This is a genomic window from Methylobacterium sp. Leaf89, from assembly GCF_001422215.1.
Classification (GTDB): Bacteria; Pseudomonadota; Alphaproteobacteria; order Rhizobiales; family Beijerinckiaceae; genus Methylobacterium.
This window is the reverse complement of sequence record NZ_LMML01000025.1, coordinates 1-20,507: the sequence shown is the minus strand read 5'-3', so window position 1 is coordinate 20,507 and position 20,507 is coordinate 1. Positions and strand designations below refer to the sequence as shown.

Genomic DNA, 20,507 nt, shown 5'->3' with positions numbered 1-20,507 from the left:
GGTTCGGAGCACCATCATGCCGCTTCCACCGCGCGACGCACCCCGAATACCCCATCTGAGCCCCGCGCGCCGGCGCGCCTGTGTCGAGCACATAATGCGGACGATGACCGTCTCCGAGCGCCGCGCCTGTCGGGCGCTCGGACAGCATCGCTCGACGCAGCGCGAGGTACAGCGGGGCCGGGACGACGAAGAGGCTCTGACGGCCGATCTTGTGGCGTTGGCCGAGAAGTACGGGCGTTATGGCTACCGCAAGATCAGCGCGTTGCTGAAGGCGGCCGGGTGGCTCGTCAACGACAAGCGCGTCGAACGCATTTGGCGGCGTGAGGGGCTGAAAGTGCCGGCCAAGCAGCTCAAGCGGGGGCGGATCTGGGGCAACGACGGCTCCTGTGTTCGTCATCGCCCGGAACACCGCAATCACGTGTGGTCGTACGACTTCGTCGAGGCCCACACGCACGATGGGCGCAAGATCCGAATGCTCAACGTGGTCGACGAGTTCACGCACGAATGCCTGGCAATTCGGGTCGCACGCAAGCTCAAGGAGATCGACGTCATCGACGTGCTCTCGGACCAGTTCATCCTGCGTGGCGTACCGGGCCATATTCGTTCGGAAAACGTCCTACGTAGGGAGGAAGGACGGCTAGCCAGGCAACAGGTTTCTGTCCGCGAGCATGCGCCCGCGGCGAGTTTGTCGTCAACGTCGATCCAGGCAGCTCCTGCCGATCCGGACGGCAAACCGATCGAGCTGCGGGCTGTCTCGTAGATGTCGCCGAGCAGCTGCGCCTTGGCACCCTTGCGCCCAACCACGTCCCAGGCGGCGGCAATGAACGCCTCCTTGCTTAGCGCCGTAATGCTGGCAGGCGTGGGGAAGCGATTGAGGAAGGCGAAGAACCAGTCCGAGCGGCTGTTGTGCCGGAAGCGGTCGACCTCCGGGAAGTAGAGCGGCAGGTCGTGGGTCAGGATCCGGGGCAGCACCTCGGTCTTGGCCTTCGAGATGGCATCGTGCGTCTTGCACAGCTCTTGGACGTCGTTGATCCCGGCGGCGAGCGGATCCTGGTAGACCTGCGTCGCACCGATGCGGATCATGTGCAGCATGACCTGCGCCTCCTTGGGGCCGTTCTTGTCCCAGCCGTTGTGCAGGGCCTCACGGGTCCGGGCGAGCGCCACGGACGAAATCAGGCGCACGGCAAAGCCGGCCTGAAACAAGCGCCAGGCGATGAGACGTTGATCGTTGCCGGTCGCCTCGAAGCCGCACGTCACCGGCTGGCCGAGATTGGATAGGAGCGCGATCAGGCGATCGTGCTCGGCACGGGTGTTGAGGAAGCTCAACCGGCGACGGCGAAGGCCGGGCACCTCGATCAGGACCTCGTTGCGAGCTTTGGCGACGTCGATGGCTACGAGAATGCCCTCTGGCGGGGTAAGCTGTGGTCTGGTCATGGTTGATCCGTCTCCGGAATGAGGCTTCGAACACCGTCACTCCAGAGACCTTTTGATCGGCCATGGCCGCCCAAGGCGGCGCGCTGCACTCAATGTGGCTTCGCGCGCCACTCCGGAACCGTCGAGCCATCTTGCTGATGTGCTACGGGCCGGAGTTCGTGGCGAAGGCTGTGCGAGCCTGGATCACAGCGGTCGGCAGCAAATACCTCCACATCATGCCAGGCTCACCTTGTGAGGATGGGCAAGTCGAGAGCTTCAACGCTCGTCTGTGCGACGAACTCCTGAGCGGCGAGATCGTTTCCACACTCAAGGAGGCGCAGATCGTGACCGCAAGCGGGAGACTTCACGATAACGCCGTGAGCCCACATGCATCGCTGCGATACCGGCAGCCAGCACCATAGGCGTTTGTGCTGGCGTTCTCCGCTTGGCCGGCTACGCTCGCCCGACCAGCTCCGCCCGCCATAAGACCAGTTACGGAGCGGCTAACCGCGCTTTAACTCTATCCTGGATTACCGCTTGGGGGCTAAAAAACACTATCACGAATAAACCTAACGATAACTTTAGATTTTATGTGCAACGTGCTTTTTAAACCAGTCATAAGTCATTGATAAACCGACCGGAAGTGTGATGCTCGGCTCCCAGCCTAAGCTTCGCATACGACTTGAGTCCATAAGCTTACGCGGAGTACCATCGGGCTTTGTTTGATCCATTATTATCCCTCCTTTAAATTGAGTAACGTCTCTTAATATGCTTGCCAAATCAAAAATGGATTGATCTGATCCTGCGCCGCAGTTGATGTGCTCCATCTCACTATAATGATTCATGCAGTGTATTACGCCCCGAGCTAGGTCTCGCACGTGAAGAAACTCGCGCTTCGGTGTTCCGGATCCCCAAATGGTAACGTCACCACTTCCTTCAATCTTTGCTTCATGAAATTTTCTCATAAGAGCAGGAATTACGTGGCCTGACATTAAATTAAAATTGTCTTTCTCGCCATATAAGTTGCAGGGCATCACTGAAATATAATCACGATTATGCTGTTTACGGTACGCTTGACAAAGTTTGATGCCAGCGATTTTGGAGATTGCATACCATTCATTCGTTGGCTCAAGAGAGCCAGTTAATAAAGCATCCTCCCGGATTGGCTGCGGAGCGAACTTTGGATAAATACACGAAGACCCAAGAAATATTAATCGATCAATATCCGCCAAATGCGAACCATGAATGACGTTAGTTGCAAGAACTATATTATCGTACAAAAAATCAGCCGGCAGAGTGTCATTCGCATAAATACCACCAACTTTGGCCGCCGCAAATATAACAATATCAGGGCGGTTCCTTTTAAGCCAATTGGTAACGGAAGATTGATCGCGCAGATCGAGATCGAGCCGATTTACTTTTAAGACATTTTCGCCGCTTAGTTCAAGAGCTTCGACAATTGCAGAGCCTACCATACCATTGTGACCTGCAACCCAAATTTTACGCTTCATAAGAGATTCTCCTTGTTTTGCCAGATTTATGTGAATTTTATTTGATTTAAGTCTTATAGATGCAAATTTACCAGACTTAGCAAAAATTCTGCGGCTCATTAGTTGCCAAATTTATAGCTAGATTCTTATCAAGGACACCGATAGAAGCCTCATCACGGAATTATTTTCAGAGATAAGTTAGCGAAATCACAACTAAACCATCTAAGACAATATTATTCGTGAATATCTGCTTAGAAACTCACTCGTTAATAGAATTTTTACTTTCAAAAATAGATAGCATACACGGCAAACCACAAACTAACCCGTAGCTGGAGAAGCAAAGTCCGAGTCTCGATCGGCTCTGCGAACACGAGCATAAGGCTCCGGTGCCGTAAATTTGGCTTGGCAGGCGTGCCTCTGATTCCTTCTCGGTGGAGGAGCCCATGGGCGAATTTTTCGTAGCCGGTCGAGCAGTTTGCGGAGGCTGCTGTGCGCTTACCGACTGACAGGCGAGGCAAGGAGCGCATAGATGACCGGCGGGTGATCAGGGGGGTCGTCCACGTGTTGAAGTTGGGCGGACGCCGGGCTGATGCCCCCCCGTGAGATCTACGGCCCGAAGTAGGCCCTTTACAATCGCCTCCTGCGCTGAGCGGCCAAGGGGATCTGGGTTGATTTGTTCTAGACAGCGGCTCAAGCCGGTGAGCCGCCCTCAAGGTGCTGATCGACTCCACCGCCATATCTGGCTGCCGTCTGCCTGGTCGTGTCCCCTGGCGTGGTGTAGCTCGCTGAGGACCACCACGATTGCTGGCATGGGCCGGCAGGATCGCGCCGACGAGGCGGGTGATGGCAACCTCGTTGGGGAAGACGCCCAGAACCTCGATCCAGTGCTGCATCTCACTGGCGAGGCGCTCCGGCGGGTTCGAGCCGTGAAGCTTGACCCGATGGATAGGGGGGGAACCATGGGACTGGAATTGCCCCATTTTTGTCAACGGTCATTGGGCTTGGCTGAACAGGGGCTCGAGGAACCGGTCCAGCTGGGTTTCTTGCTCGTAGACGACGGACGACCGGTATCCGAGTGCCGGCGCAGCGGGTTGTAGAAGCACTCGATGTCGCTGAAGCAGGCCATCTGTGCCTCAGCCTGCGAGCGGAAGCGACGGCGGCCGAGGAGTTCGCATTCGAGGGTCGAGAAGAAGCTCTCGGCCATGGAGTTGGCGTAGGCATCGCCGACCGATCCCATTGAGGGTCGCATGCCAGTCATCTGACAGCGGCTCCCGAAGGCCAGCGACCTGTATTGTGACCCTTGGTCCGAATAATGGATGCCGTTGCCGGCCTGCGCTGGGCGAGGGCCATCTCCAGGGCATCCAGGACGATTTCCAGCCGGAGGTGGTTGGCCATCGCCTAGCCGACGATCCGACGGCTGAAGGCGTCGAGCACGACGGCGAGGTAGAGGAAGCCAGCAGCCGTCGGCACGTCGGTGATTTCCGTCACCTAGAACTGGTTCGGGACGACGGCGGCGAAGTTGCGGTCGACGAGATCGGGAGCAGGACGCACCTCCCGATCCCGCCGCGTCGTAACAGGCGGGATCGACGGACGACTCATCCGGGCCAAATAGAACGCCGAGAAAGACCCGCTGAGGGCCGTCAGTGCCTCGTCCGTCAGTTGTCGGATGGCTCGCATGGGATGATTGGACCGGACCCGAGCCTCCAGGTCCACATACGAGAACAACGCCCCCGAACGCCGATCCAAGCCCCGCATCTGGCTTCCCCGCTTACTGCCCGGGAGCAGTGAACCATGCAAACCCCAGGCACGCCACGGACTTCTTCAACACCTTTCTAGGGCACACAAGGGTATTCCTCCGGCGTGGGCCGCGGGGGTCCTATTTCGGCGCGCTGCGGTGGACTTCGATGAGGTTACGGAGGCTTTCGATACCGAAGTCTGAGAAGGCCATGGTTCCGTCAGGGTGCTGCGGATCGTAGACCCAGATCAGCCCGTCTTCGGGCTCCAGATCGGTAGCGATATCGGCGAGCCAGTCCGCATCTTCGCCGAGCTCCCTTGCGACGAGCGCCAAGGTCCTGACAGCATGGACCTTGTTGATGTGCACCGTCAGGCTGCGATTGCCGTGGTCGACGGCGGGGACCAGTTCCACGGCAGCAGGTCGTCGAGTCGATGGATCGGATGCCCGGCGATGCGGGCCAGCACGTCGGCGAGCCAGGCCTGTGGGTCGACATCGTTGAGCTTTGCCGTCTGGATCAGCGTCGCCATGGCGGCGGCACGCTCGGCGCCGCGACTGGAGCCTGCAAACAGCCATGCTTTTCGACCGAGAGCAAAACCTCTGAGCGCCCGCTCGGCGGCATTATTCGTGAGGCAAACCCGCCCGTCCTCGAGGAATAAGGCAAATCTGTCCCAGCGCCTGAGCATATAGTCGATCGGCTTGGCGACGGTCGCCGAGCGCGAGAGCCTGACGCGCTGCTCACCAAGCCAGGTGCGCAGGTCCTCGACGAGTGGGCGGCTCCGCTCCTGCCGGACCTGGCGACGCGCGTCGGCGCTCAGACCATTGATCTCGCGCTCGATGGCGAAGAGCACGTCGATGCGCGTGACCGCCTCCAGGGCGATCGGCGACACAGGCGCGGCACCGGGACCACGCCGTGCGCTCGCGGCGATGTCGGCGAGTTCGAAGAAGCCGCGACGGGCATGGGACCAACACAGCGCCGACGTGATCCGTCCGCCTGGACGCGCGGGATCATAGAGCCCGTTGTAGCCGCCATAGGCGTCGGCCTGGAGGATGCCGGACCATGCCGCGAGGTGTGCGTCCGGATGCTCCTGCCGCCGGTCGCGCGAGGCAAAGTAGAGCGCCGCCGGCGGATCGGCGCCGCCAAAGGGCCTGTCGTCGCGGACATAGGTCCAGATCCGGCCCGTATCGGTTTTGCCTTTGGCCAGAATCGGCACCGTGGTGTCGTCGGCGTGCAGCCTCTCGGCCACCATCACGTGCCGGGCGATCCGCTCATGCAACGGCGCCAGCGCTGCCGTCGCCGCGCCGACCTGGTCGGCGAGCGTCGAGACGGAGAGGTCGATGCCTTCGCGGCCGTAGCGTTCGCTCTGGCGGTTCAGCGGTTGATGTTGACCAAACTTTTCGAACAGCACCATGGCCAGCAGGTTCGGCCCGACGAAGCCGCGTGGGGTCACATGGAAGGGTGCCGGCGGCTGCGAGATGGCCTCGCACGCGCGGCAGGTGAACTTCTCCCGGACCGTCTGGATCACCTTCCACTGGCGTGGGATCACCTCCAGGGTCTCGGTGACGTCCTCGCCGAGCTTCGACAGCTTCATGGAGCCGCAGCATGGGCACGACGAAGGCGCTGCGATCACGACCCGCTCGCGCGGGAGATGCTCCGGGAACGGCTTGCGGCTAGGACGACCACCCACCCGTGCAGGCAGCGACGCCTGGCGCGCCGCCGTCTCCGCAGCGACCTCGTCTTCGCTGGCTCCGGCCTCCAGTTCCTCGAGCTGCAGCTCCATCTGGTCGATAAGCCGCGCCGTGCGCTCCGATCGCTGGCCGTAGAGCTCGCGCCTGAGCTTCTCGATCATCAGCTTGAGGTGGGCGATCATCGCGTCGGTGGAGGACGCCGCGGCCTTTGCCTTCAGCGCTTCGGCGACGGCGTGGGACGCTGCAGTCTGTGCCTCGATCCTGGCCTGGCGCTCGCTGAGGATCATCGCATGAGCCGCCGCCAAATCGGCGGGAAGCGAGGGCGAAGTCGGCGATGAAGGGGCGGCGCTCACGACGGTGAGGGAATCACATCCTCCTGCAAACGCAAGCAAAAAGGCCTATCCGATCGCCGTCGGACGCCAGGTCTCCACCGGATTGCGCCAGTCGATCCCGGAGAGCAGATAACCCATCTGTGCGAGCGTGATCGCGACGACCCCGTCGGCTGGCGAGGGCCACAGGAAGCGGCCCTTCTCAAGCCGTCGCACGTAGAGGCTCGCCGCCTGCCCGTCGTGCCAGATCACCTTCAAGAGATCGCCCCGGCGCCCGCGGAAGCAAAAGACGTGGCCGCCGAGCGGATCACGCTTCAGCACCTCCTGCGCCAACAAGGCCAGCGAGGCGAACCCCTTCCGCATATCGGTGTGGCCAGTGGCCAGCCAGACCTTCACCCCAAGCGGAACCGGGATCATCGAAAGCCCTCCAGACCCCGCGCCAACGCAAGCACCGCGTCGACCTCGACGCCGCCTTCGACGATGATCCGGCGGCCCGCCGACAGCACGATCTCAACCCGCGGCGACCGCTCCGGCCGCGATGTCGGATCCCGATCCCTGCTCGGGTCATCCAGCAGCGATGCCGGCACCGGTGCCGACAGCGGTGCCGGACTGGACGGCCCTGGATCCGACGCGACCGCCAGAGCCAGGAAAGCGCCACAGGCCGGCCGCGCCGCCAGCCGTTCACGCCAGCGATAGATCTGCTGCGCCTGGATGCCGTGGCGCTTGGCTGTCGCGATCACGTTGCCGCTGGTCACGGACTCCGTCACGACAGCGCGCTTCTCTTGAGGACTCCAGTGGCGGCGCCGGACGTAGGTCGCATCGTCCATCCGAGCATCTCCAGCATCGATGCCGGCACCGGTGCCGGATCAGATCACCGAAAAGCTGGACGCCGATAAACCTCCAAACAAGGCGGCCTTCGCCGGATGCGCACACACAAGGTCTCGGCATCATTGTACGGGAGCAGCCATCCCATCCTCTTAGGTTCCAAACCAGAGGACAGGATCACAGCCCCTCCCGCACCGCTATTCGGCGTAGATTCTGATTAACAGAGCTCAATGCAACTCACTGCTGAAACAACCCTATCACGCCATCTTTGAAGGAAGTCCATCCCCCCCTCTGCTCAATTAGGGCGCGGACTTTCTCCTGATTTGCAATGACGGAAGGCCGATTGCCCAGACAATGGATTATCCCCGCAGCAAACGCGGATATATCCCCTGGATTACAAAGGATAAGACTTTCCGCAGCTTCACCGATTTCTGTCTCAATGAGTGGCATGCGAGTTGCCACAATTGGAACTCTGTAATTCAGTGCTTCTGTTAGCTGAGTTGGGAAATTTCCTTCTGCGACTGACGTAAAACAGAGACATACTGCAATCTTGTATAAATTAGCTAATGTACTATCGGAAACGCCGGTCAAAAAGAAAACAGGCACCGGGTGTGCTAGTTTTACAATCTCGGGGTCCGACGCACAGGTCAACACCAAAGCGAGATCCGAGTATAAGCTCCCGAGTTTCTGATGCGCTCTGATTTGTGAAGCGCTCAATGACATAGCGGCGGCAAGCACTTTAAGCTGCTTGTTTGGCCGATTTTGGGTTGGGTAAAACACGACTTTATAATGATCACCCTGTAGATCTGCCGGCAAATCAAGTGCGTTTTTTGATTCAGCACCAATGCTTTCATCTCTATTAAGTTTAGGAAGCGGGAAAGCATGGATCGACTGAGACGGGACTTTCAGCGGCGATCGAGGCAAATACGCGGCGGAATAATACGAATTGGTCATAACGGCGGCTGCTCGGGCAACCAGAGCGCGACCAATAGCATTGTTAATGATCTCGTCTTCGAACGATCCCGCAGGCATGATAGATGGCATATGATCTGGTAAATACATCACAATTCGCTTTTTGATTTTTACCGCCTCCGGAAAAAAATAATAGTGAGGAATAAACACATGCCTGAACTCATCACGCTCATTTACAAAACGCACGTAATCATCTTCACGATATAAAATACTGTATCTATAATCCGACTTTGCGATCTGGGTATAATATTCCTTTCTATTATTGAGCCATCGAAGTGGCCGTCTGACATCGCTCATTCTCAGAAATGAACGGGCGAATCCACCGGTTTTATTGATAACTTTATTGAGTAGTAAAACACACTCATGCATCGCTACGGATATGAAGCCGCCGTTCGATCGATCTTTCATTCCATAGCGGATGTATGCGTATACGCCTCGTTCGATCAAATCCTTCCGGATTTTTCTCCAACGCCTGTAAAGCTTGCTGCGGAATGTTGCTTGTTCAGAACGCCGAATAGTCGTATCCAAGGGATTACTTTGGCCCTGCTCGTCAAAGTAAATCACACGAACGCGGGAATTATCACTGCCAATGTCATGGAAAAATCCGAGCACATTTGTAGCGTGAGCAAGTTTCGAACTGATAACAATATTGTAATTAGTCCCCTCAATTAATGCCTTAACTACTAAGCGTAGCACACGAACAATTCCCTCTCCACTAGTATAATGCCCATCTACGCGATTTACAGTAAAACTAAGTCGGTGAAAAGGAATAAAGATTGTGTCCTGAGCGAACCTAGTCGTCCGAATATCTGCAATGAATTTTGGAGCTGGCCGATCTTGAGTCCCATCAATCATTTCGCGGAAACCGGCCTCAAATTTTGGCCGTACATAAAGTGGGTCATAATGACGTCTTGGCTCTATCTGAGAGGCGACCATCTCCCTCATAAGACCCCAATCGCCCTTCTGAAGTCGCTTAGCAATTTCCAGTGCATGAGCCTCGTCACGTGCGGCGCCCGGAGCTCCTTTTTCAAATAACCGACCAATGAGCGAGGTTGGAAAATGGATAACTGGACCTCCAATCATCATCACTTCGATCGGAGGCAGATAAGTTACAGTCGGCTCTTTGTAGTGATATAGGAAACCGTTGAGACGCTGGAATCTTTTGAGCAACTCGGTACGGTCAATTGTCCCAACTACCTGAGGATCGTCAGTCTCTACGACTTGCGCGCCAAATATTGGAAAGCCTTGATGTGGAAAGTAATGCTTGATATGCCGAAAATTATCAGCATAGTAAGCGTTGTCTATTCGTGGGCAAAGTAGGCCTATTTCGCCGGATAGACTATCAGATCTCCAGGTATCTTTATAATCTAATATCTCGTTTTCGAGTGCGTATGGAATGACTTTCATACGATAGCGAAGCCAAGTGTCCTCGACCTCCGATGTCAAGTCAAGATGCGGGGAAAACCAAAAGTTATCCCTGCTATCAATCAGGTCAAAAACCTTGGTATTTTCTAAGTATTTAGAAAGCGAATAGGGCTGACCGTAAGTACGATAAATTACCTTGCCGCGATACTTCTTTAGGATTTCCCCGAGCCAGTCGGGATTGATAGTTACAATTATGCAGTCAAAATATTCGTTTAATATCTCTGAGATATTATCGCTTATAGAATTATAATAGAAATTGTACTGTGATAGGACGGAAAAAACATCCGCTGGAAGCGTGCTTAATGCGCGCTCAGGAATGATTACAACGGAACTTTGATCAATAATATCACTGAGATATGGTGGCGCAAATACTTCATATCCCATCTGGCGAAGCGCTGGAAGTTCTGTCTTAGTCAAAACCTTATGCATACCCAACCAGAATATGCGTGTTTTACGTTTATTCATCGACCCGCCTTTTATTCGGTGATATTCTTACTGAGAGTAAGACGTTATATTGCAGTGCTCATCAAGAATAAGTTACGAAAACTTCATATCTCAGAAAAATTTCTAGCGTTAAAAATATACCAAACTAATAATGTGACAATAAATCATATATGTACTGAACTAGACATTTATTTGATTCATTTTAAATGTAAAAATAATTAATAGGCCCCCTTCTTGTTAGTTCGACTGCATGCCTATACAGATATTATGGCGCTACATCTTCGTATATCTCACCTTGAATTTGCGGTTTTTGCAGATTTACATGACTCATTCGCGCATCGTACCTTAAAGCTGCGACAACGTGCGGTGACGTCGGAAAGGGGTTGCAGAGCAAGAACATAATTTAAGGTCAAATCTCCCAAATCAAGCCAACGTTGATGGTAAGGAAGATATTCTTCAGTCCTTTCGAGAGGGGTGTTGGGGAGGCTGTGCTTTAGATCATCGATGCACCAATCTGCAAGCTGCTTGGCTCGGCACCCATAAGTTTGGGTTGGCGACTTGCCTGCTCCCACTGTTTCACCCAGCGCAGCTCGCCCGCTCCCAGACCGCGTTATACCAACTCGCATTGATCAGCACTCATGTGCCCACCGGCGCAGTCCGGTGGACATGATGCGCTAGGGCTGGGCGATGAGCTTGTTCCAGGCCTCGCAGCACTGGTCGAGGATGTCGGGATAGGATTGGAAGATCCGGGTGCCGAGCCAGTTCTCGCGCATGAACTGCCAGAGGTTCTCGACCGGGTTGAGTTCGGGTGAGCGAGCCGGAAGAGGCAGCAGGGTGATGTTGCCCGGAACGAGCAGCTTCTCGGTCGTGTGCCAGCCGGCCTGATCGAGTAGGAGCACGGCGTGGGCGCCGGGCGCGACGGTTGCGGAGATCTCTTCGAGGTGATGGGCCATGGCCGACGTGGTGCAGCGGGGCATGACCAGGCCCGCGCCCACGCCTCTGGCCGGGCAGATCGCCCCAAAGATGTAGGCTGACTGCGTGCGCTGATCCTTGGGGGTCGAAGGTCGCGTTCCGCGTGCTGCCCAGCGACGGGTCAGGGTGTTCTTCTGGCCGACGCGCGCCTCGTCGCAGAACCAGACCTCTACGGGTTTGCGGCCGACGGTCTGCGCGATCTGCGCCAGACGGTCGGGGAAGTCTTTTTAAAAACAGCCCCAGCCTCTGAATCCTGGGCGTGATGGCGCGGGCGGGCTGAGAGCTTGCCGTAGCCCATCGCCCGCAAGACGCGGTTCAGCGTCTGCTCGGAGACCAATACGCCATGATCCTCGCATAGGATCCGGGCCAGATCGCACACTCGCCAGCGCACCACCCCGTGAGCGGCCGGCGTCGGCCCCTGTTCGACCAGCGCCATGAGGACGTCGCGCTGGTCGGCGTTCAGGCGCGGACGGGCACCAGGGGCCTTGCCGTCGATCAGCCTGGCCGGGCCATCGGCGTTGAAGGCTACGACCCAATCGCGCACCGTCTGCAACCCGACCCCGCCAATCTCGGCCGCCTCCTAACGCAGACCACCCGCGGCGATCACAGACAGCGCCAACCGGCGGCGGGTCTGCGCCGGATCACGTGAACCCTTGGCCAGATCGCGCAAGGCTTACGCGTCAAAATCCGATCGCAGCGGCACTGGAGCAGCCATCGCATCCTCCTCAGGCTGAAAACCCAAGGACTGAATCACGCCCCGCCCGACACCGCTACTCAGCGTGAGTCCTGATCAACGAGGCCTGATATTAGTGCTTCCTCAAGTGATAGAATGTCGGCTCTGAGATGCCCATCCAGCGCACCACCACTGCATCTGGCATGCCAGTCTTGGCCGGCTTCCGCGCGAAGTCGATCTGCTCCTCGGTAAACCTGTTCTTCTTCACAGCTCCCCTCCTCCCGTCAAGGGCCCACAAAACTCGAAACTTCGCACCCAAGCTGGACCGGAGCGATGGGGGACGTCAAGTCGTCTATGATAACAGGGTGAGCGAGCAAAGCCGCGCTCCCGAGTTGCTGTCGGAGCGCTGATGCGAACCTCCGCCGTAACTGTTGTGGTGTTCCGACGCCCGGAACGGCACGGCGACCCGGCAGCCTCCGACGATAGAGACGAGCCGTCTTCGTGGCGGTTGGAATCTTATCCCTGACCCTGAGCCTGCCTGGATCGAGGTAGGGCTGGCTCCAAACCCGGTAAAGCGAACTGTTGTCACATCCTCCCTATCCTGCTCGGCGGAGTGGCCGGTATTCATTACGCACAACACCTTGGCGCTTGAAGGAGCGGGACAGACTGCTTACCCCAACCGACAGACCATGTTCGAGCAATCGACCACGCAACGTGTATCGAAACAGGTTGAGTTTGGCTTCGGAGGTCTGTCGGATCTGGTCTGCTTGAGCCTCAATGGCGTGAGAGCCCTGAACGCAGCCTACCGTTTGTTCTGCACAAAGGTCTCCTGCAAGCTCACAGCGCCGGGAGGTCGGACCTCGAACCATCGAGGGACTTTTTTGGCGTGAGGCGCCTGCCTTGAAAGGGGATCATCACAGGATCACACAGATCTGCTGACCGAGCCCGGAGGTATCCGGCTTCCATCCTTGGAAGGCTGCGCATCGAATCTAACTTGCGCTTCTCTCGAAAGCCGAAAGATTCGAACCAATCGGATGGCGCTCTAGGCTTGGCTTGTGCAGTCGTGATACCCCGTATACTAATCGCATCCAGCACGAGACCTTTTACGGCTAGCCTGGTAAAGCGCAATGATATTTCTACATTCTGGATTCAGAACCTCAAGTACATTCATGTGGGGAAACATCAGGAAAGATCAAAAAACAACAGCTTATTATGAAATTTTCCATGAGATCTTATTCGGCTTAAAAATAGAGTCGATACCGTCGCTCACGCATGAGGGGTGGATGTCCAAACATCCGCCTAGCGCTGCCTATTTTTTAGAGTACATCCCACTCATCAAGGAAAGCGGCGGAATAGACGGCTTTGATCCTTCTTTTAGTTATGAGAAATTCATTCCTAAGAACGGCCCAACAGGAATGATATCGGATCATGAAGTAAATTATATTTTAAGACTAATTAAAAATGCGGAAGACAAGGGAAAAATTCCAGTTCTCACTGCAACGCGTAGCCTCGGACGCGTTGCGGGCATAAAATCTGCGGCGCCTGGGCTGCATATACTACTCTATCGAAATGTATTCGAGCAATGGTGCTCATTTACACAGCAGTCGGCAAATGGTAATAGCTACTTCATAGACCGAGTTGAAGATGCAATTCATAGTAATCTGCATGATCCCTTCGTAAGTGAAATAGTTAGACTATGTTCCACAGATACATCCTCTCTAGGCAATTCAAAAAAACTCTTGCGCTTTTTTCTGTTTCATCTGTATCTTTATATCAATGCGGCCGCGTCTGCAGACTTTCTTGTTGACATGAATCGTGTTGCAACAAATTTGAAATATAGAGATGAGGTCGTAGAGCTATTTTTTAGTCAGAACATCAAATTAGATCTTTCAGGCGCCAATAATACAATTGGATTTTGCTATGACAGTGAAATTTCGCTCGAATGCTTAGAGGAAACAATTCAGATTTATAGCTCGTCCATCATTGACAGGTGCCCGTCTCCTTCTGGGAGGGAGTTTGGCAAACAAGTTGTCTCTGATTTTCTTCGCGAAATGTCACGATATCATTATTATACGAAAAGCTACGTTGTTTTTAATGAAAGGATGTCCACCAAAAAAATTTCGCTGCTTATAGGAGACGTGGAATCATCTCAAAAAATACAGGATGAACTCCAGATTCAACGAGATACCGCCCATGCAATGCAGGTGGAGGCTATTTATGCCCATGAGGTCGCGCGGGCCGAGGTTGGAGCGCTACAACGAGCGCGCGATGAAGTTCAGGCTCAACGAGATGCCGCTCTCGCATCTCAGGCGGAGGCTATTCATGCCCATGAGGTCGCGCGGGCCGAGGTTGAAGCGCTACAGCGAGCGCGCGATGAAGTTCAGGCTCAACGAGATGCCGCTCTCGCATCGCAGGCGGAAGCTATTCATGCCCATGAGGTCGCGCGGGCCGAGGTTGAAGCTCTACAGCGAGCGCGCGATGAAGTTCAGACTCAACGAGATGCCGCTCTCGCATCGCAGGCGGAGGCTATTCATGCCCATGAGGTCGCGCGGGCCGAGGTTGAAGCGCTAGAACGAGCGCGCGATGAATTACAGGCTCAACGAGATGCTGCCCTTGCATCGCAGACAGAGGCTATCAGCCAGAAAGAATTGTATGAGTACAGATGCTCTGTGCTTTTACATTGGTTTGTCGCCTACAACGACTCAACCAACGCTTCTCTGAGTTGGAAGCTCACCCGTCCGCTTCGCTGGATTGGATTGGGTATGCCGCAGAGGCCGCAGCGCCCAGACTTCTTAGAGATGTAGAACCGCAAACATTTTAAGTTTTCTACGGCGGCTATTACTCTGCGGATATTTCAGGCCAAGATCATAAGCTCTGTGAGCTTATGGATGTCGGGTCCCGTGGTTTGATGGTGCGCAATTAACATCAGAGTGGAGGGACACGCTCCGGGCCAGGTTTTTGCCCGGTGGCTCTATAATGACGGGCGCAATACGTAATCGATCCAACATCGACAAGCGAATCCGAGGGCGCTCCTGAAGCGCTACGGAACCAACCCGAAGACGTTTGCCAAGTGGAAGAAGCGTACCTTTGTTGCCGATAGGCGTCGAATTGAGGCTTTGAAGCTCTTTCGCTGATCATTTAAGAAGTGTTGCCGAACAGCCGAGCTTGAAGGAGTCCGAACTTGCCGCGACCGTACATCTGGCGCTTCATGAGCTCGAGTTTCGTGATCTGTCCCTCCGTCTAGCCGTTTGACCATGGCAACGTGATCGCCGCCCGAATCAGGGCTTGGTCCTGACCGACGCCGCGGTCGAACGAGGCGAGGGAGCCCGAGCCAGCTCGTACGAGTCACACTTCGAGCCTTTCCGGCGCCATTGCCCGGACCATCGTCTGGAACGCGCCCACCACCTCGCGCGCCTCGACCAGCGCCGGCACACCGTCCTAGACGGCAGCCACCGTCAACGTCTGCGCCTTGGTCAAGCGGTCGTGACCTGTCGTCAGCCACCGCGCCAGGGTTCGTGCCGACGGCACACGCTGCAGCAGTTCGATTTTGGCCTGCTCTGCTTGTCGACGCCGCGTCGCCCATTCCCCAACCACACGCAGCGATCCTCGGAAGCCCTGCCCCTCCGCCCTGCGCCAAAGATCGGTCGCGTTGCGACCGCCAGCATCCCATTGGGCATCGACCCAGGGTAGATAGGCGCCGAGCGAGCTCTGGCGGAGTCAGAAAACTTCGGTGCCCCCTCGCAGAACCGCGCTCAGCACCTTACGGCTGTGGCCAAGTTGTTGGCAGACTCGGCGAATCGGAACGCCTGCCTCGGCGAGCGTGCGGATAGCCGCGTCTGCCTTCTCCCGCCGTAGGTAACCCTCATACTGAATGCGCTTGAATGCAGTGAGCAGCGCCAGATTAATTGTGGCCACGCCGACAACTTGGCGAACCTGTCGCATCGACCTGCGCACGACATCGAGGAAGCCACGGCTGGGGTTCTTCATAAGGTGCCACCAGTCTGCGACCTGGATACCCTGAGGCAGAGCACGTGCAATGGCCTTACCAGCCTGCCCGCACTCACGTGCTCCCGGTGCCCCACATTCCGGATGGGCTCACCATAGCGCCGATCACATGATCAGCGGAATGTAGGGGCACCGAGGCCATCATGCCGGATAATGGCCAGGTCGAGCGAATGAACCGCACGATTAAGGACGCGACGGTCAAGCGCTACCACTATGACAGCCGCGATCAGCTCCGCGCCCATCTCGCCGACTTCGTCAGCGCCTACAACTTCGGCCGCCGCCTGAAGACCCTGTGGGGACCCACGCCCTACGAGGCTATCTGCAAAGCATGGTCCGAGGAGCCCAGTCGCTTCAGAGCAAACCCACTCCACCGAATGCCGGAAGCAAACATCTAGGTGTTCAGTCCCGAGGTGAGGTGGGTCGGATCGTATCTGAACCGGTCCGGATCGGCTGCCCAGGCTCGGCAGGTCGCTTCGTATGGCGTGAGGCCGCGTAAGGTCTTGAGCCGCCGAGCGAAGTTGTAGGCATCCAGGAAGGCGGCGATATGGTCCCGCAGATGATCGTGGCTGTCGTAGTGGTGGCGCTTGACCGTCGCCTCCTTAAGGGTCCGGTTCATGCGCTCTACCTGGCCATTGGTCCACGGGTGGTTTGGCTTGGTGAGCCGATGCTCAATGTCGTGCGCCCGGCAGATCTGATCGAAGCGGTTGATGCGGTACAGGGCCGTCGGGCCTCGACGGTTCTTGGGCAGCTCGGCGAACTGGATGCCGTTGTCGGTCAGGATGGTGTGCGGGCGATAAGGACAAGCCTCGATGAGCGCCTCCAGGAAGGCGCAGGCCACGGGCCGATCAGCGCGTTCGTGCAGCTGGGCGAAGGCGTATTTGGATGTCCTGTCGATGGCCACCCAAAGGTACAGCTTGCCTTCGCCGGTGCGAACTTCCGCGATGTCGATATGGAAGAAGCCGATCGGGTAGGCCTTGAAGGCTTGCTTGCCGGGCTTGTCGCCGCCGACCTCGGGTAACCGGCTGATCCCGTGGCGCTGCAGACAGCGATGCAGCGACGAGCGGGTCAGGTGCGGGATGGTGGCTTGAAGCGCGTAGAGGCAATCGTCCAGCGGCAGCAGCGTGTGCCGGCGAAAGGCGACGATCACTGCCTCTTCCTCGGTCGTGAGCACGGTCGAGCGCGGCGTCTTCGGTCCCATCGCCGCGTCATACACAAAGGCACGCTTGCGCCACTTCGCGACCGTCTTGAGGTTCAGTCCATGCCGGGCGGCAAGATCTTTGAGCGGAGCTTTCGATCGCTGTAGCGCTGCTCTAACCGCGTGCGTGGTCGTGGCGCAGCCGTGAAGAACCTGTCCCATAACGCCTCCCGGTATGCAGCGACCTCAGCTAAACTGATGCCACCACACTGCGGGACTGCACACCTAGGGCGACTTAAACTCAGATTGTCTGCAAGTGACAAAGCCCCGATTTCCCACAGGAGCAAGGGTGCACTGACAGCTTGACGAAGCCCATAGCATTCACTTGGCGACCAAAATCTAAGTAGACAAAAATTTTGATTTGCGGCCCTAAAACAATACTTTTACGCTATTCAACCACAAAGCGACTACAATCGGGTCGTGTGGCCGCCTGCATTTTAAGGCGTTGAAATCAAATTGAGGAAATTGCTCTCTGTGAATTTCTAGCCCGGCCAGGAACTTTTAACCATTAAAATTTCCATTAACGGCTGAACTGATTCTACAACAGATTTGTTTGCGGTTGCAAGTACAAGGTCAGGGTTCTTCGGGCGTTCGTAGGGTGCGGAGATACCTGTGAAATCCCGAACCTGCCCTGCGCGGGCACGCTGATATAGGCCTTTTGGATCACGCGACTCGCAGATCGACAAAGGCGTATTGACGAATACTTCAAGAAAGGACAGGCCACGAGCGATACGGCGGGCGTTTGCACGCTCAGCACACAGGGGAGAGATAAGAGAGACGAGGACAATCAGTCCGGCCTCCGCCATCAAAACTGCCACTTCAGCCGTCCTCCGAACGTTCTCATCCCGATCAGCGGCGCTGAATCCGAGATCGCGATTTAAGCCGCCACGCAGATTGTCGCCGTCGAGCACCATGGTATGTCGCCCTTGCGCGGTGAGGGCTTGGTCAGCAGCATTTGCTAGGCTCGACTTGCCGGCGCCCGGCAGACCGGTGAACCAAGCGATTACCGGCCGCTGCCGAAGCTGGATCCAACGGCTCTCGCGTGGTTGTAAAATTTGCGGCGTCAAGTTGGCAGACATTGGAACTCGACTAAGCGTGACAATCAGGGTTAACCGCTTGTTTCCACGAATCACTGTTGATATAAAATTAAGACAGGGTGATCACAAAGCAAAATTCTTCCCTATTTAAGATCTTCTCTATATAAGATCAAAAAAATATCTTCTGAAATTGACAGAGCGCCTTGGTTATTCGGCGTCAAAGCAAAATTTGCTGAAGGGCAGAGGTCGAGCAGGAGCTGCTTTACGTTACAATTCGGCTGTCGCCAACTTTTAGGAGAAAATACGCTGCTTCGCTTACAAGACTAAATTTTGCTCGTGTGCAAGTCAGATCATAGCCCTATCAGCGGATAAGGTCAGGATCACAGGCCGGAAAAAAGCCGTCAATGAGTCCATTTTGCGTGAAGCGCACCTTTAAAGCCGAATAGAACCAACCTATGGGTTTGACGATGAAACGCCTTTTCGCCTTATGCCTTGTTGCTGTTCCACTTCCCGCGGCTGCGCATGCGGATCACATCCCCGGTCTCGGGCATATCGTTAACTCCGATCTCGCAGTCCTACCAAAGGGTACTAAGCTCGCAAAGTGGGTCAACGAGAAACACACTTCTAAATCGGATCGGCCCTTGTCGCTATCGTTGGCGGATCCGCCTCCGGGGGGGGATGTGTCTTCGTTTTCGGTTCGGCCTCCAGGCGGCACCTTCACCCGAACGCACGCAGAACTTGCGATGGATCTTGGACCGTCGCTGCTCTCATTTATCCCCGTCGGTACGACCTACGCACAGTTTCTGATCAATGCGACCTCAGCGTTCCAGGCTGCCGCGAACGCAATGTGCACAAAAAACCCGAGTGGGGGCAAGATCCGACTTCCTGCCTTAACTTTGATCATACCTGCAGAAACCCCTATTTCATGGACGTGCCCAATCCTTTGGGAGGGTCAAGGCTGGAGCGAAGTTCCCTCGCGCGGCGGCACATGGATCCACATCACAGGGGCTGTAGCGAACCCCTTTAAACTCACTGATCCGGGCGCGCGCGGCACAACCTTCAGCAACATTGGGATATTCCAGGACCAACCTGCTCCGGCGACGCCATGGACACCAACGATCTATCCTTATGTGTTCAGTATACAAGGCGTGGCCGGCATGGTCAGGTTCAACAACATCATCCTTGCCCCGGTCTACGACTTCGTGGACGCCGATCTTTCAGGGCGCCTGGAGACCAACAACATCTTTGGGCAGGTGCTGCATAACGCCTACCGGTTCGATCGGATGTACGACAAGACGCACCTTACTGGGAAGACACACTTCTGGCCAGTATGGTCGGCGGTTCAGGGTGTCATGGATTGGCAAATCGCCAACTCCGACGTGCTCTGGCTGAAACGAGTAGATGGTCTAGAAGCGCCGGACACTTTCGCGTTTGGCTATCGCTCGGGTGTGCGTCTCGAAAAGTCGGAAACCGCCGACCCAACCGGGCATACCGGATACACCACTAAGGCCCACTTCGGAAATTTCTACTGTGACTCATGCAAGTGGGGCGTCTGGAACACAAAGGCAAGCGGACGGCTGGCGTTCCAGTATCCGCAGATTCGCTTTGAGACGCTTGAGTTTGCCGGCATCATTCCAAACAGCCCGAACAACACGCCGATCCCCAACAGTTCGGCCGTGCGGGTCGATACTTCCGGTGGCCTAGATGCATCGTTCGGTCGCTTGTCCTCGGAGTTTTCAAGCGGCCCAGTCATCGAACTGCTAAACACGAACATCCCCAGCCGCGTCCGCATTGGTGATCTCTACGCAACCGCGTTCACCGGTGCGGCGATCAACATGGTGCAAGGAGCCAACAATGACGTATCTATTGCGACTATTCCTTCGATCGCGCACGGCCGCTTGTCGAGCCTAACATCGGCAGCGTTCTCAGCCCCTCTCGCGATGGGCGGCGCGATTACTATGACGACCGGCGGGTCAACTGCCATGACAAGCGACCGGAAAGGCGCGATCTTCTCAGGCCGCGGCACTATTGAAAGTTACACGATCACGCTACCTGCAACACCCTACGACGGCCAAGAGGTATTTTTATCGCCGCAGGTTGCGGTCACGTCACTGACGATCAACACCGTTTCGGGCCAGACCGTCTTCAATCCGCCAACGGCCTTTACGGCCGGTGTACCGGCTAACTTCGTGTATGTAGTAGGCTTAAGCGCTTGGTTTCCACGCTAATTACATTGCATAATCCTAGGGTCTGTCGTCGCCTGAACGTATTGGTTTGGCTTTCGTTTTCGTCTCTCTGATGCAGGA

Annotated in this window: 10 protein-coding genes and 12 pseudogenes; 7 read left to right on the top strand and 15 right to left on the bottom strand. The window is 56.2% G+C overall.

The genetic code is table 11. The annotated features are described in order from the left end of the window. Positions 1–613 (top strand): annotated as a pseudogene (locus ASF18_RS22965) (IS3 family transposase); the annotation flags it as partial. Positions 614–726: 113 nt separating this feature from the next. Here the strand turns inward: ASF18_RS22965 and ASF18_RS09440 are convergent. Next, positions 727–1,434, bottom strand: a pseudogene (locus ASF18_RS09440) (transposase); the annotation flags it as partial. A 146-nt stretch (positions 1,435–1,580) separates the two neighbouring features. Here ASF18_RS09440 and ASF18_RS22960 point away from each other — a divergent pair. Next, a pseudogene (locus ASF18_RS22960) lies at positions 1,581–1,931 on the top strand (integrase core domain-containing protein); the annotation flags it as partial. Between the two features lie 63 nt (positions 1,932–1,994). Here the strand turns inward: ASF18_RS22960 and ASF18_RS22955 are convergent. Then, entirely contained in the window at positions 1,995–2,924 is a 930-nt protein-coding gene (locus ASF18_RS22955) for a GDP-L-fucose synthase (protein WP_082487345.1), read from the bottom strand. 468 nt (positions 2,925–3,392) lie between these two features. On the opposite strand from ASF18_RS22955, the pseudogene ASF18_RS22950 reads away from it, so the two are divergent. Beyond that, a pseudogene (locus ASF18_RS22950) lies at positions 3,393–3,582 on the top strand (transposase); the annotation flags it as partial. Positions 3,583–3,721: 139 nt separating this feature from the next. On the opposite strand, the pseudogene ASF18_RS24685 reads toward ASF18_RS22950, so the two are convergent. The 10 genes and pseudogenes from ASF18_RS24685 to ASF18_RS24675 all read right to left on the bottom strand — a co-directional run. Next, positions 3,722–3,847: pseudogene (locus ASF18_RS24685) on the bottom strand (transposase); the annotation flags it as partial. Between the two features lie 41 nt (positions 3,848–3,888). After that, positions 3,889–4,478 (bottom strand): annotated as a pseudogene (locus ASF18_RS24680) (IS3 family transposase); the annotation flags it as partial. Next, positions 4,479–4,658, bottom strand: a pseudogene (locus tag ASF18_RS24115) (IS5/IS1182 family transposase); the annotation flags it as partial. Between the two features lie 121 nt (positions 4,659–4,779). After that, a complete protein-coding gene (locus ASF18_RS09425; protein WP_244472644.1) occupies positions 4,780–5,049 on the bottom strand; it encodes a hypothetical protein in 270 nt (89 codons plus the stop codon). Next, complete coding sequence (locus ASF18_RS09420) at positions 5,007–6,611, bottom strand: IS66 family transposase (protein WP_056351061.1); 1,605 nt, start codon at positions 6,609–6,611, stop codon at positions 5,007–5,009. Before ASF18_RS09420 ends, ASF18_RS09425 begins: the two co-directional genes overlap by 43 nt. A gap of 111 nt (positions 6,612–6,722) precedes the next feature. Continuing rightward, a complete protein-coding gene (gene tnpB / locus ASF18_RS09415; protein WP_056351059.1) occupies positions 6,723–7,070 on the bottom strand; it encodes an IS66 family insertion sequence element accessory protein TnpB in 348 nt (115 codons plus the stop codon). After that, a complete protein-coding gene (locus ASF18_RS09410) occupies positions 7,067–7,480 on the bottom strand; it encodes a transposase (protein ID WP_056351056.1) in 414 nt (137 codons plus the stop codon). Before ASF18_RS09410 ends, tnpB begins: the two co-directional genes overlap by 4 nt. Before the next feature lie 235 nt (positions 7,481–7,715). Further along, positions 7,716–10,340 carry a glycosyltransferase gene (locus ASF18_RS22945; protein ID WP_082487351.1) on the bottom strand — a complete coding sequence of 875 codons (2,625 nt, stop codon included), beginning with the start codon at positions 10,338–10,340 and terminating at the stop codon, positions 7,716–7,718. Between the two features lie 653 nt (positions 10,341–10,993). After that, positions 10,994–11,961: pseudogene (locus ASF18_RS22940) on the bottom strand (IS630 family transposase). Between the two features lie 142 nt (positions 11,962–12,103). Next, a pseudogene (locus ASF18_RS24675) lies at positions 12,104–12,232 on the bottom strand (IS3 family transposase); the annotation flags it as partial. 901 nt (positions 12,233–13,133) lie between these two features. On the opposite strand from ASF18_RS24675, the gene ASF18_RS23635 reads away from it, so the two are divergent. Both ASF18_RS23635 and ASF18_RS24670 read left to right on the top strand, forming a co-directional pair. Continuing rightward, complete coding sequence (locus tag ASF18_RS23635; RefSeq protein WP_156649752.1) at positions 13,134–14,768, top strand: hypothetical protein; 1,635 nt, start codon at positions 13,134–13,136, stop codon at positions 14,766–14,768. 172 nt (positions 14,769–14,940) lie between these two features. Next, a pseudogene (locus tag ASF18_RS24670) lies at positions 14,941–15,062 on the top strand (IS481 family transposase); the annotation flags it as partial. A gap of 40 nt (positions 15,063–15,102) precedes the next feature. Here ASF18_RS24670 and ASF18_RS22935 read toward each other — a convergent pair. Then, positions 15,103–16,032 (bottom strand): annotated as a pseudogene (locus tag ASF18_RS22935) (ISL3 family transposase); the annotation flags it as partial. Positions 16,033–16,121: 89 nt separating this feature from the next. On the opposite strand from ASF18_RS22935, the pseudogene ASF18_RS09385 reads away from it, so the two are divergent. After that, positions 16,122–16,364 (top strand): annotated as a pseudogene (locus tag ASF18_RS09385) (integrase core domain-containing protein); the annotation flags it as partial. Here the strand turns inward: ASF18_RS09385 and ASF18_RS09380 are convergent. Together ASF18_RS09380 and cysC are read right to left on the bottom strand one after the other, a co-directional pair. Next, positions 16,361–17,326, bottom strand: coding sequence for an IS481 family transposase (locus ASF18_RS09380; RefSeq protein ID WP_056351047.1), 966 nt, complete (start codon positions 17,324–17,326; stop codon positions 16,361–16,363). The pseudogene ASF18_RS09385 and the gene ASF18_RS09380 overlap by 4 nt on opposite strands. 320 nt (positions 17,327–17,646) lie before the next feature. After that, positions 17,647–18,243 (bottom strand): adenylyl-sulfate kinase, encoded by a 597-nt coding sequence (gene cysC / locus ASF18_RS22925; RefSeq protein ID WP_082487341.1) that lies wholly within the window; start codon positions 18,241–18,243, stop codon positions 17,647–17,649. Positions 18,244–18,944: 701 nt separating this feature from the next. On the opposite strand from cysC, the gene ASF18_RS23630 reads away from it, so the two are divergent. Next, positions 18,945–20,429 carry a hypothetical protein gene (locus ASF18_RS23630; protein WP_156649750.1) on the top strand — a complete coding sequence of 495 codons (1,485 nt, stop codon included), beginning with the start codon at positions 18,945–18,947 and terminating at the stop codon, positions 20,427–20,429. The last annotated feature ends 78 nt before the right edge of the window (positions 20,430–20,507 follow it).